The organism is Avibacterium sp. 21-595 (assembly GCF_023611905.1).
GTDB lineage: Bacteria > Pseudomonadota > Gammaproteobacteria > Enterobacterales > Pasteurellaceae > Avibacterium.
In genome coordinates, this window is record NZ_CP091455.1 from 557,222 (window position 1) to 570,573 (window position 13,352).

The 13,352-nt window shown below is 40.4% G+C and carries 14 protein-coding genes; all 14 read left to right on the forward strand.

The window, feature by feature from the left end; translation table 11 throughout:
* The first annotated feature begins 27 nt into the window (after positions 1-27).
* The 14 genes from bioA (at position 28) to htpG (ending at position 13,347) form a co-directional block, all read left to right on the forward strand.
* Positions 28-1,317 (forward strand): adenosylmethionine--8-amino-7-oxononanoate transaminase, encoded by a 1,290-nt coding sequence (gene bioA, locus L4F92_RS02655; protein WP_250364110.1) that lies wholly within the window; start codon positions 28-30, stop codon positions 1,315-1,317.
* A complete protein-coding gene (bioF, locus tag L4F92_RS02660; RefSeq protein WP_250364111.1) occupies positions 1,310-2,479 on the forward strand; it encodes an 8-amino-7-oxononanoate synthase in 1,170 nt (389 codons plus the stop codon). The genes bioA and bioF overlap by 8 nt, the downstream gene beginning before the upstream one ends.
* 5 nt (positions 2,480-2,484) lie before the next feature.
* Entirely contained in the window at positions 2,485-3,189 is a 705-nt protein-coding gene (locus tag L4F92_RS02665) for a DUF452 family protein (RefSeq protein WP_250364112.1), read from the forward strand.
* On the forward strand, positions 3,189-3,950 hold the full coding sequence (gene bioC / locus L4F92_RS02670; RefSeq protein ID WP_250364113.1) for a malonyl-ACP O-methyltransferase BioC: 762 nt from the start codon (positions 3,189-3,191) through the stop codon (positions 3,948-3,950). The genes L4F92_RS02665 and bioC overlap by 1 nt, the downstream gene beginning before the upstream one ends.
* Before the next feature lie 10 nt (positions 3,951-3,960).
* A complete protein-coding gene (gene bioD / locus L4F92_RS02675; RefSeq protein ID WP_250364114.1) occupies positions 3,961-4,608 on the forward strand; it encodes a dethiobiotin synthase in 648 nt (215 codons plus the stop codon).
* 83 nt (positions 4,609-4,691) lie between these two features.
* Positions 4,692-5,216, forward strand: a complete 525-nt coding sequence (yceD, locus tag L4F92_RS02680) for a 23S rRNA accumulation protein YceD (RefSeq protein WP_250364115.1) — start codon at positions 4,692-4,694, stop codon at positions 5,214-5,216.
* A 17-nt stretch (positions 5,217-5,233) separates the two neighbouring features.
* Positions 5,234-5,404, forward strand: a complete 171-nt coding sequence (gene rpmF / locus L4F92_RS02685) for a 50S ribosomal protein L32 (RefSeq protein WP_005544470.1) — start codon at positions 5,234-5,236, stop codon at positions 5,402-5,404.
* A gap of 53 nt (positions 5,405-5,457) precedes the next feature.
* Positions 5,458-6,459, forward strand: coding sequence for a phosphate acyltransferase PlsX (gene plsX / locus L4F92_RS02690; RefSeq protein WP_442778850.1), 1,002 nt, complete (start codon positions 5,458-5,460; stop codon positions 6,457-6,459).
* Between the two features lie 142 nt (positions 6,460-6,601).
* Positions 6,602-7,552 carry a beta-ketoacyl-ACP synthase III gene (locus tag L4F92_RS02695; RefSeq protein WP_250364117.1) on the forward strand — a complete coding sequence of 317 codons (951 nt, stop codon included), beginning with the start codon at positions 6,602-6,604 and terminating at the stop codon, positions 7,550-7,552.
* Between the two features lie 47 nt (positions 7,553-7,599).
* Entirely contained in the window at positions 7,600-8,544 is a 945-nt protein-coding gene (fabD, locus tag L4F92_RS02700) for an ACP S-malonyltransferase (protein ID WP_250364118.1), read from the forward strand.
* A 17-nt stretch (positions 8,545-8,561) separates the two neighbouring features.
* Positions 8,562-9,290 (forward strand): 3-oxoacyl-ACP reductase FabG, encoded by a 729-nt coding sequence (gene fabG, locus L4F92_RS02705; RefSeq protein ID WP_250364119.1) that lies wholly within the window; start codon positions 8,562-8,564, stop codon positions 9,288-9,290.
* A gap of 295 nt (positions 9,291-9,585) precedes the next feature.
* Positions 9,586-9,816 carry an acyl carrier protein gene (gene acpP, locus L4F92_RS02710; protein ID WP_005544465.1) on the forward strand — a complete coding sequence of 77 codons (231 nt, stop codon included), beginning with the start codon at positions 9,586-9,588 and terminating at the stop codon, positions 9,814-9,816.
* Between the two features lie 165 nt (positions 9,817-9,981).
* A complete protein-coding gene (locus L4F92_RS02715; RefSeq protein WP_250364120.1) occupies positions 9,982-11,316 on the forward strand; it encodes an anaerobic C4-dicarboxylate transporter in 1,335 nt (444 codons plus the stop codon).
* Between the two features lie 147 nt (positions 11,317-11,463).
* Positions 11,464-13,347 carry a molecular chaperone HtpG gene (gene htpG, locus L4F92_RS02720; protein WP_250364121.1) on the forward strand — a complete coding sequence of 628 codons (1,884 nt, stop codon included), beginning with the start codon at positions 11,464-11,466 and terminating at the stop codon, positions 13,345-13,347.
* Positions 13,348-13,352: the final 5 nt, after the last annotated feature.

Here is a 13,352-nt window from a genome sequence, read left to right on the forward strand (position 1 = left end):
AAAATTTGCTGGAATAATAGGATAAAAATGCAAGAACAATCCCTTCTTAATATTGATAAAAATCATATCTGGCATCCTTATTCATCAATAAATAGCGATGCGCCTATTTTTGCGGTGGAACGTGCTGACGGGGTGGAGATCACATTAAAAAATGGCAACACCTTGATTGATGGAATGTCCTCTTGGTGGGCGGCATTACACGGTTATAATCACCCCAAATTGAATCAAGCGGCGAAAGCCCAGTTAGACAAAATGAGCCATATTATGTTTGGCGGATTGACTCACGATCCTGCGGGAGAATTAGCACAACGCTTGGTGAAATTATTGCCTGAAGGACTGGATAAAATTTTTTTTGCAGATAGTGGATCTGTCGCGGTTGAAGTCGCGATGAAAATGGCGGTGCAATATCAGCAAGCAAAAGGTGAAACTGGACGATATAAATTTGCCACGATACGTTCGGGCTATCACGGCGATACTTGGCACGCAATGTCAGTGTGTGATCCTGTTACGGGAATGCACAGCCTGTTCGCTAAAGGCTTGCCCGTGCAATATTTTTTACCGCAACCTAAAACCCCCTTTAATGGACAATGGCAAGAAGCGGATATTCAACCGCTTAAAGCGTTACTTGCAGAAAAGAGCGGTGAAATTGCCGCTTTAATTTTAGAGCCGATTGTACAAGGTGCTGGCGGAATGTATTTTTATTCGCCCACCTATTTAGAAAAAGCACGGGCGTTGTGTGATGAATATGGCGTATTGCTGATTTTCGATGAAATCGCCACAGGATTTGGACGCACGGGTAAGCTGTTTGCCACCAACTATACTGCCATTAAACCGGATATTATGTGCTTAGGCAAAGCCCTAACGGGCGGTTATTTAACACTTTCCGCGACGGTAACCACCGCGCATATTGCACAAACCATTTGTGATGGCGAAGCAAAATGCTTTATGCACGGGCCAACGTTTATGGGGAATCCACTTGCTTGCGCCATTGCCAGTGCATCCATTGATTTATTATTAGAAAGTGATTGGCAAGGCAAGGTTAAAGCCATTGAACAACAATTAAAAACAGAGCTTGCGGTAGCGAAAGATTTTCAATCGGTGAAAGACGTTCGTGTATTAGGGGCCATTGGGGTGTTAGAAATGAAATCCCCTGTGGATTTAGCCGTATTGCAGCCAAAATTTGTTGAAAAAGGCATTTGGTTACGTCCTTTTGGGCATTTGGTGTATATTATGCCACCTTTTATTATTTCGCCAACGCAACTTAGCCAGCTTACGCAAGGCTTATTGTCTGTACTTAAAGAGGTTTACAATGAATAATCATCTCGCTGATTTTGCACAAACCTTGGCTGAACTCAAGGCGGTTGGGCAGTTTCGTCAGCTTCCTCAGTTAGATCATCAAGGCAAAATGATCGAAAAAGATGGGCGCTTAATGCTCAATATGTCTTCTAATGATTATTTAGGTCTTGCCAATGATGAGGCATTAAAAACCGAATTTTTACAAAAATACGGCGAAAAATTACCGCACTTTACTTCTTCGTCTTCCCGTTTATTGACGGGATCTTTTGCGGTTTATCAACAATTAGAAAGTCTAATGGCGCAATGTTTTGGGCGAGAGGCGTGCTTATTGTTTAATAGTGGCTATCACGCTAACATCGGCATTTTGCCTGCGGTGGCGAATAAAAAAACGTTAATTTTAGCCGATAAACTGGTTCACGCCAGTATTATTGATGGCATTCGTTTGAGTGAAGCGGATTTTGTACGCTATCGACATAATGATTTTACCCATTTAGAAACCCTATTAGGTAAGTATCAGAACCAATATCAACGAATGATCATTGTTACCGAAAGTGTATTTAGTATGGACGGTGATGTGGTAGATTTGCCTCAGCTCGTGGCTCTCAAGCAACGCTTTGGCAATGTCTTATTATATGTGGACGAAGCCCACGCTATTGGTGCTTACGGCAAAACAGGGCTAGGTATCGCTGAACAGCAAGGTTGTATTCAAGAGATTGATTTTTTAGTTGGCACTTTTGGTAAGGCTTTAGCTTCAATGGGCGCTTATGTGGTATGCGATGAATTGATTAAAGCATATTTAATAAATAAAATGCGACCATTGATTTTTTCTACTGCTCTGCCTCCGCTGTGTGTGGCGTGGACGACATTTTTATTTGAAAAACTTCCGCACTTTACCCAACGACGCCAGCATTTACAAAAGTTAAGTGAAAAAGTGCGGTCGTTTTTTGAGCAGAATTTGGCCCGGTCTCTTGTTAGTGAAAGCTGTATCATTCCTTATATTATTGGCGATAATGAAAAAACAGTGGTAACGGCACTTGCGTTACAAGAACAAGGCTATTATTGTTTGCCAATCCGACCACCTACAGTGCCTAAAGGCACATCGCGTATTCGCTTATCTTTAACCGCAGATATGACAGAACAAGACGTGGACGCTTTTCTCACAACCTTAGTAAAATTTGAGTAACAACAATGCAAACAGAATTGATCAAAGGCGCAGAACATAGCCCGAATTTAATCCTCTATTTTGCTGGTTGGGGAACGCCAGCCAGCGCCGTTTCTCACTTGGTGTTACCAGAAAAAACGGATTTATTACTGTGCTATGACTATCAAGATCTGAATTTTCATTTTGATCTTTCTCATTATGCACAGATCCGCGTCGTAGCTTGGTCAATGGGCGTGTGGGTGGCAAATCAAGTGTTAGGACAAATGCCTCTTGTGAGTGCCACCGCAATAAACGGAACAGGCAAACCTTGTGATGATACAATGGGCATTCCACAAGCCGTATTTATCGGTACACTGGAACAGCTAGATGAACGCCATTTAGTGAAATTTCAACGCAGAATGTGCGGTGATAGCGCTACATTTGAGCAATATTGTCAATTAGAAGGACAACGTGATTGGCAACAAGTGCGGTCAGAATTAGGCGAACTTTATCAATATATTCAGCAGGATAAGGGAAACGCAATTGATTGGACACGCGCCATTATTGGTGAGAAGGATCGTATTTTTCCTAGTCCGAATCAGCGCGCTTATTGGCAAACTTATATGAGTGAAAAAACAGGCAATACCGCACAACTGAGTGCGGTGCAAAATTCCACAGAATTTGTCTTGCAAACAATGCCATTGCCTCACTATCCCTTTGCACAATTTCATACTTGGGCTGAGTTATTTTAATGAACGTGGTGGATAAATCTCGTGTTGCACAATGCTTTAGCCAAGCCTTACCCAGCTACGACAGTCAAGCTAAAGCACAACAGCAAATTAATCAACAACTGTTGCAACTTTTATTGCAAACGGGTCGCACTGCGTTTTCACAGGTGTTAGAAATTGGTTGTGGAACAGGGCATTTTAGCCAACTTTTGGCACAACATTTACAAGTAAAATCTTGGGCGTTTAATGATTTATGTGATGTAAAAAATCAACTTGATACATTATTCCCACGAGATAATTTTGTTTTTTATCAAGGAGATGGAGAAATTTATCCCTTTCCTACCGATTATGATCTGATCGCTTCAGCATCAGCAGTACAGTGGTTTGTCGATCCGCAAGCGTTCGTCAATAAATGTGCCGATTTATTACGTGAAAAAGGCATTTTGCTTATTAGCACTTTTGCACCGAAAAATTTAGCAGAAATTCGTGCTTTGACGGGAATTGGTTTGGACTATCCTGATCTATCGCAGTGGCAACAATGGTTGAGTGCTAGATTTGAAATCAAAGCGCTGTTTGAGCAAGCGATTCCGCTTTATTTTGCTAGTCCGTTGGCGGTCTTGCAACATCTCAAAGTGACTGGTGTAACAGCGACAGGACAAGGGGGCTGGACAAAAGGGCGCTTACAACAATTTATTGCAGATTACAACGCGCAATATCAAAATACGCAAGGGCAAGTGCGGTTGAATTATCAGCCACTTTTTATTTTGGCAGAAAAATTAACGTAAGAGGAATAAAATGGCAGGGCAAGTGTTATTCATCTCTGGGATTGATACGGATGTGGGCAAAACCATTGCCACAGGTTGGTATGCGAAAAAGCTTGCTGACCAAGGGGCTTCGGTGATTACGCAGAAAATGATCCAAACGGGCTGCGAAGACATTTCAGAAGACATCATACAGCATCGTAAATTACAAGGCATAGACTTATTGCCAGAAGATAAGCAAGGGCTGACTTGTCCTTATTTATTTTTTTACCCTTGTTCGCCGCATTTAGCAGCACAGCTAGAAAATCGAAAAATTTCTACCGCACTTATCCGTCAAGCCACAGATGAACTGGCAAGCCGTTATGATTATGTTTTACTGGAAGGTGCTGGGGGCTTGTGTGTGCCTTATGATGATCAACATACCACATTGGATTATATTGCCCAGCAACAATATCCCCTTATCCTTGTTACTTCAGGGAAATTAGGTAGCATTAATCACACCTTACTCAGCTTGTTAGCCTGTAAACAGTATCATATTGAAGTAAAAGGATTAATTTATAATCGCTATCCATTAGGTGATGAAATGATTAACAAGGAAACGGCACAATATTTGCAAAATTATTTGCAAAAACATTTTCCGCAAGCGGAATTTCTCTCTTTAGAAAAATTAACGTCAATCTGATAAAAAGGAAATTTGGCTTTTTCACATAAAAAATTATAATTTCCTTTGACTATTTGCACATCAAAAGGTAATATTCACGCCCTATGCAAAAGGTAAAATTACCCCTTACAACTGATCCAGTAAGAGATGCGCAACGTAGGTTGGATTATGATGGTTATTATGCGATCAAGCAACTTTGCCGTCTGGCTGAATCAGTAGATAAAGTGCTCAGCGATGCACAGGTAACATTATCATTTTTCATTGATCCACAAAAATTAGTTGTTATGAAAGGCAACGCACGCGTTGAGGTGGCACTTACTTGTCAGCGCTGTGGAGAACCTTTTAATCAGCTTTTAGAAACTGAATTTGCATATAGCCCTGTTTCTCATTTGGATCAAGCTGATGCGTTACCAGACATTTATGAACCAATAGAACTTAACGAATTTGGTGAAATAGATTTATTGGCAACGATTGAAGATGAACTTATGTTATGTCTGCCGATTGTGCCGATGCATTCATCTGAACACTGTGAAGTGTCCGTGGCTGAACAGGTTTTTGGAACATTGCCCGAAGAGTTGGCAAAAAAACCGAACCCGTTCGCTGTATTAGCTAGTTTAAAGCAAAAGTAAATTTAGGAGTATAGCCAATGGCTGTTCAACAAAATAAAAAATCTCGTTCACGTCGTGATATGCGTCGTTCACACGATGCCTTAACTACTGCTGCAGTATCAGTAGATAAAGCAAGTGGCGAAACTCATTTACGTCATCACGTTACCGCTGACGGTTATTACCGTGGCCGTAAAGTGATCAACAAGTAATTCCTTTTCTATAAGGTATTGACTTGAGCCGTCTAACCCTTGCGTTAGATGTGATGGGCGGGGACATTGGTCCCCGTGTTACTATCCCCGCATCAATAAAAGCGTTGGAGCAAGATCCAATGCTTTCTGTTTTATTATTTGGCGATAGCCAACAAATTCTTCCTTTATTAGAAAACCTCTCTTCAGCTTTACAAGAACGAATTAAAGTTTGCCACTGCACTAAGGTGGTTGATAATAGCCAAGATTTATCTTATGCCTTGCGTCATAGTAAAGGGACGTCAATGCGTTTAGCCATTGAGGCCGTGCAGAAAGGTGAGGCACAGGCTTGTGTCAGTGCAGGGAATACTGGGGCATTAATGGGCTTAGCAAAAATTTTATTGCAACCGCTTAAAGGGATCGAACGCCCAGCACTCGTTTCACTTATTCCTACGATTAATGGCGATCGCAGTGTGATGTTAGATTTAGGGGCAAATATTGATTGTTCTGCACAGAATCTTTATCAGTTTGCCTTAATGGGTGCAATTTTTGCGGAAAGTTGTCTTGGATTGGTTTATCCCCGTATTGCGTTATTGAATATTGGTATTGAAGAAATTAAAGGGCATAAGTCTATTCGTGAGGCCGCCACCCTGCTGAAGCAAAATCCGGCGTTAAATTATATCGGATTTATTGAAGGGGATTTATTACTTAATGGTAAAGCAGATGTTATCGTAAATGATGGTTTTGCGGGTAATATTGCGCTCAAAACCTTAGAGGGCGCAGCGAAGAATGTGATTTCTTTATTCAAAGGGCATTCAACATTGAATAAAACAAATCATATTTGTAAATTTATTGGGCGTTGGTTCGTCAAAACTTTTTTATTAAAAGGAAGTTTTCAGCGATTAAGACAAATTAATCCTGATCAATATAACGGTGCAACCCTAATCGGTTTAACTGCAGTGGTTGTAAAAAGCCACGGTAGTGCAAATATTGATGGTTTTGCTTATGCAATCCTTGATGCCGCACAGCAAGCAAGGTACAACCTTCCAGAAAAAATTTTGGCAGGGTTAGAAAAGTAATCTCGGAGATGATTATTCTGTCAAGCTGATAGGATAAACGGTGTTTTAGTAAAAATGTGCAAAAAACAGACCGCACTTTTAATACACTTTCTTTTTTCAGCGGGCTTTCCTCGTTAGTGAACATTAATTATTTGAAATTATTATGTATAGTAGAATTTTAGCCACTGGTAGCTATGCACCAGAGCAAGTGAGAACAAATGCGGATTTAGAAAAAATGGTGGATACCTCGGACGAATGGATTACGACTCGTTCAGGTATTAAAGAACGTCGCATAGCTGGTGAGAATGAAACCGTTGCAACAATGGGCGCAGCAGCAGCAAAAAATGCTTTGGCAATGGCAAATCTTGATCCACAAGAAATTGATCTGATTGTGGTGGGGACAACGACAAATTCTCATTCTTATCCAAGTGCCGCCTGTCAAATACAAGGCTTATTAGGAATTAAAGATGCGATTGCATTTGATGTCGCAGCAGCTTGTACAGGCTTTATTTATGCGCTTTCTGTTGCTGATCAATTTGTGCGTAACGGACAGGTAAAAAAAGCCTTGGTGCTTGGTGCAGATCTAAATTCTCGCCATCTTGATGAAACAGATCGTAGTACTGTGGTGCTATTCGGTGATGGGGCAGGGGCTGTGATTTTGGAAGGAAGCGAAAAAGCGGGAATTATTTCTACCCATCTACACGCTTCACCAGATACAGAAGATATGCTCGTCTTACCGCAGGCACAACGTGGTAATGAGCAGTCTGGTTATATTTCAATGCAAGGCAATGCGACCTTTAAACTGGCGGTAAGTCAATTATCTAACGTGGTGGAAGAAACCCTTTCTTTCAATAACTTAGATAAAAAAGATCTGGATTGGTTAGTGCCACATCAAGCAAACTTACGCATTATTAGTGCCACTGCGAAAAAACTAGAAATGGATATGGCACAAGTGGTTATTACCCTTGATCGTTATGGTAATACCAGTGCCGCAACCGTTCCTACCGCGCTAGATGAAGCAATACGCGATGGGCGTATTCAGCGCGGTCAATTACTTTTATTAGAAGCCTTTGGCGGTGGTTGGACTTGGGGATCAGCCTTAGTTCGTTTTTAACTTTATCTGCTAGAATAGCAACTCAATTTCAAAAATAGGATATAAGAATGAAAAAATTTGCAATGGTTTTCCCCGGACAAGGATCACAAACAGTGGGAATGTTAGCGGAATTAGCTGAGCAATTTCCTGTTGTAGAACAAACCTTTAAGCAAGCTTCAGAGGTACTTGGCTATGATTTATGGCAATTAGTCCAACAAGGACCCGCTGAAGAATTAAATAAAACGTGGCAAACTCAACCCGCTCTTTTAGCAGCATCTGTTGCAATTTATCGAGTATGGCAACAGCAATATCCACAGTTAGTGCCTGCTGTTATGGCGGGGCATAGCTTAGGTGAATATTCAGCCTTAGTCTGTGCTGGCGTAATTGATTTTCAAGACGCTATCCAATTAGTTGAGTTACGTGGAAAATTAATGCAGCAAGCCGTGCCAGAGGGAACTGGGGCAATGTATGCCATTATTGGCTTAGATAATGAATCGATCATTAAAGCCTGTAAAGAGGCAGAGCAGGGTGAAGTGGTTTCAGCGGTGAACTTTAATTCACCGGGACAAGTGGTGATTGCTGGTGCAAAAGCTGCAGTAGAACGTGCCGCAGCGGCTTGTAAAGAAGCGGGCGCAAAACGTGCTTTACCACTTGCAGTAAGCGTACCATCCCATTGTGCATTAATGAAACCAGCAGCTGATCAATTAGCGGTCTCTTTAGAAAGCATTGCTATCAAAGCCCCTGAAATTGCGGTGATTAACAATGTTGATGTAAAAGCAGAAGAAAAAAGTCACGAAATTCGCACCGCACTTGTTCGCCAGCTATATAGCCCTGTACGTTGGACTGAAAGCGTAGAAGCAATGGCGCAGAATGGTATTGAAGTATTACTTGAAATCGGACCGAATAAAGTATTAACAGGACTAACGAGTCGTATTGTGAAAGAATTAACGGCTGTTGCGGTAAATGATCTTGCCTCATTAGAAAAGGCGCACACTTTATTAACTGAAGCCTAAAAATTAGGAGAAACATTATGCAAGGTAAAATTGCGTTAGTAACAGGAGCAACCCGTGGCATTGGTCGTGCAATTGCCGAAGAGTTAAGTGCTAAAGGGGCTTTTGTGATTGGTACAGCGACCTCTGAAAAAGGAGCGGAAAGTATTTCAGCTTACTTAGGTGAGAAAGGTAAAGGTTTAGTTTTAAATGTTGCAGATCAGCAATCTATTGAAGATGTATTAGCGAAAATTAAAGCAGACTTTGGTGATATTGATATTCTGGTTAATAACGCAGGGATCACCCGTGATAACCTATTAATGAGAATGAAAGAAGAAGAATGGTTTGATATTTTACAAACTAACCTTACTTCTGTATTCCATCTTTCTAAGGCGATGCTACGCTCAATGATGAAAAAACGTTTTGGGCGTATTATTACTATCGGTTCTGTGGTTGGTTCAATGGGTAACCCTGGACAATCAAATTATTGCGCTGCAAAAGCGGGGCTTATCGGCTTTAGTAAAGCATTAGCAAAAGAAGTGGCTTCCCGTGGCATTACGGTTAATGTTGTTGCGCCCGGCTTTATTGCAACAGATATGACCGATGCGTTAACCGAAGAACAAAAAGCAGCGACGTTGGCTAACGTGCCGGCTGGGCGTTTAGGCGAGCCAAAAGATATTGCCAAAGCAGTGGCTTTCTTAGCCTCTGATGATGCTGGCTATATTACAGGAACCACATTGCACGTTAATGGCGGTATGTATATGGCTTAAGATAGAAACATTTCGTGGAGGTATTCCATTAAATTTGTTTGATCTATCTTGAATTTAACGCAATTTATCGAATGAAAACATAGCCAAAAACTAGCCTTAATGCTAGAATCATTGGTAGCGATGTAAATTATTTACGTTGGCTGTTGCGTTAGCAGAGTAAGCTAACGTATTTTAACAAGTGTATTTTCATTAAGAATTTGTGGTTTGACCTTGTAAAAAGAGGTTGCAACTTAGCAAAAAATAAATACACTATAAAACCATTATTTTATGGCTAACTATAAATAGGAAAAAGCAAATGAGCATTGAAGAACGCGTAAAAAAAATCATTGTTGAACAATTAGGTGTTAAAGAAGAAGATGTAAAACCAGAAGCTTCATTCGTTGAAGATTTAGGTGCTGACTCTTTAGATACTGTTGAATTAGTAATGGCTTTAGAAGAAGAATTTGATATTGAAATTCCTGATGAAGAAGCAGAAAAAATTACGACAGTTCAATCTGCAATTGATTACGTTCAAAACAATCAATAATTATAGTTAAGGCGGTTTTTAGACCGCCTTAATTTTTTCTCTTTTCTGTAAAATTTGATTTAGATAGCCTTTTCATTAAATAATTTCTCTTCCCATATTGTAGAAAATAGTAAATAAAGTATTATTGTGAGTAGAATTTTTTATAACTCATTTTAGGGATAGACTATGCTTTATTTAGAATTTTTATTTCTACTTTTAATGCTTTATATCGGTAGCCGTTATGGCGGGATTGGTCTTGGTGTTGTTTCAGGAATAGGTCTTGCCATTGAGGTTTTTGTATTACGAATGCCCGTAGGGAAAGCACCTATCAGTGTAATGCTAATCATCTTAGCAGTTGTTACTTGTGCTTCCGTATTAGAAGCCGCGGGTGGGTTAAAATTTATGTTACAAGTGGCAGAGCGAATTTTACGTAATAACCCTAAGCGCGTTACGCTACTTGGGCCAATCGTCACTTATTTGATGACCTTTATGCTTGGTACAGGCCATTCCGTATATTCTATTATGCCAATTATTGGTGATGTTGCGCTAAAAAATAAAATTCGTCCAGAAAGACCAATGGCTGCAGCCTCTGTTGCCTCTCAGTTAGCGATTACATCAAGCCCACTTTCTGCGGCAGTGGTATATTATCTAGGTAAAATTACGGAATTACCGGGATTTGAGCATATTAGTTTATTGGATATTATTTGTGTTACTGTTCCTGCTACGTTTGCCGGTACGATTGCACTTGCATTATATAGTATGCGTCGTGGTAAAGAATTAGAACAAGATCCAGAATATCAACGCCGTTTACAAGATCCTATTTGGCGTGAACGTATTTTAAATACAACAAGCACCACATTGAATGAAGAATTACCACCCGCAGCGAAACAGTCTGTTTATCTTTTCATTCTTTCACTTATTGTGATTGTTTGTATCGCAATGTTCCCAGAAGTACGTACTATCGGCGAGGGGACAAAAGCCATTTCAATGTCTATCATTATTCAAATGATGATGCTATGTTTCGGTGGGATTATTCTCCTAGTGACAAAAACTAACCCGCAAATTGTGCCTAATGGTGTGGTTTTTAAATCAGGAATGGTTGCAGCAATTGCGATTTTTGGGATTGCGTGGATGAGTGATACATATTTCCAATATGCTATGCCACAATTTAAAGCGGGCATTACTGAAATGGTAAAAGCCTACCCCTGGACATTTGCTTTCGCCTTGTTTGCTGTTTCTGTTGTGATTAACAGTCAAGCTGCTACGGCAGTAATGATGTTGCCTGTTGGTATTGGTTTAGGTTTACCTGCACCGCTACTGGTTGGTTTAATGCCAGCAACTTACGGTTATTTCTTCATTCCAAATTATCCGTCAGATATTGCAACCGTGAACTTTGACGTAACAGGAACAACCAAAATTGGTAAATACTATTTCAATCACAGCTTTATGATGCCGGGCTTAATTGGCGTGGTCGTCGCTTGTATGGTTGGTTATGTCATCGCAGAAATTGTGATTAGATAATTGATTTCATAAATAAAAAAGTGCGGTGGTTTTTCACCGCATTTTTATTGTGTAGAAATGCTTAAACTTTCATCGAATAAAACCTCGCCCATTGAAATTCCTTCATTTATTCTTATATAAGATCCCATTAAAAAGAGAGGATACAATATGAACAAAAATCAAGAAACCCGTGGATTTCAGTCTGAAGTTAAACAATTGCTTCAATTAATGATCCACTCACTTTATTCCAATAAAGAAATCTTTTTACGTGAGCTAATTTCAAATGCTTCTGATGCAGCGGACAAGTTGCGCTTTAAAGCCCTTTCTGCCCCTGAACTGTATGAGGGCGAGGGTGATTTAAAAGTACGTATCAGCTTTAATGAGGAAAAAGGCACGATCACCATTAGCGATAACGGCATTGGGATGACACGCGAGCAAGTTATCGACCATTTAGGCACAATTGCCAAATCAGGCACGAAAGAATTTTTGAGCGCCCTTGGTGCAGATCAAGCTAAAGATAGTCAGCTTATTGGACAGTTTGGTGTGGGGTTCTATTCAGCCTTTATTGTGGCGGATAAAGTTACGGTGAAAACCCGTGCCGCGGGCGTGCCTGCCGATCAAGGCGTGTTATGGGAATCCGCTGGTGAAGGTGAATATACCGTTGAAAATATTGAGAAAAAAGATCGTGGCACCGAGATTACTTTACACTTACGCGAGGAAGATAAAGGCTTTGCCAATGCGTGGCGTTTGCGTGAAATCATCAGCAAATATTCTGATCATATCGGCTTGCCAGTAGAAATTTTAACGCAAGAATATGACGATGAAGGCAAAGAAACGGGCGTAAAATGGGAAAAAATTAACAAAGCGCAAGCACTTTGGACACGAGCAAAAGGCGATATTTCTGATGAGGAATATAAGGAATTTTATAAGCATTTAAGCCACGACTTTGCTGATCCGCTTTTATGGGCGCACAATAAAGTGGAAGGCAATCAAGAATATACGAGCCTGCTTTATGTGCCATCTAAAGCCCCTTGGGATCTGTTCAACCGTGATCATAAACAGGGCTTGAAGCTCTATGTGCAACGTGTATTTATTATGGACGATGCAGAACAATTTATGCCGAACTATCTGCGTTTTATGCGTGGTTTAATTGACAGCAATGATTTACCGCTTAACGTATCTCGCGAAATTTTGCAAGATAACAAAGTTACCGCCGCCTTGCGTAAAGCGCTCACCAAGCGTTCATTACAAATGCTAGAAAAATTAGCAAAAGACAACCCAGAGCAATACTTACAATTCTGGAAAGAATTTGGTTTGGTGTTAAAAGAAGGGGTTGCAGAAGATTTTGCTAATCGTGAGCAAATTGCGCGCTTGTATCGCTTTGCTTCAACACATAATGATAGCAACGAGCAAACCGTTTCTTTAGATGATTATGTTTCACGAATGAAAGAAGGGCAAAAAGCCATTTATTACATCACCGCAGATAGCTATATTGCTGCGAAAAATAGCCCGCACTTAGAGCTATTTAATAAGAAAGGCATTGAAGTCTTATTGCTTTCTGATCGTATTGATGAATGGATGCTTAGCTATCTCACTGAATTTGATGGTAAACCATTGCAACCAATCACAAAATCCGATCTCGATTTAGGTGATTTGGCTGACCAAGAACAGGAAGAGCAAAAAGCCCAAGATCAAGCCTTTGGGTCTTTTATTGAACGAGTAACCACCTTATTAGGGGATCGCGTAAAAGCGGTGCGTTTAACCCATCGTTTAACAGACACCCCTGCTGTGGTATCAACGGATAATGATCAGATGACCACCCAAATGGCAAAATTGTTTGCGATGAGCGGTCAGCCTGTACCTGAAGTGAAATATACGTTCGAGTTAAACCCAGATCATCATTTAGTGAAAAAAGTGGCTGATATGGCAGATGAAGAACAATTTGCAAACTGGATTGAGTTACTGCTTGAGCAAGCAATGTTTGCGGAACGTGGTTCATTAGAAAACCCAACGGCATTCATTAAACGTGTAAATGAGTTGTTATCTAAATAAATTCG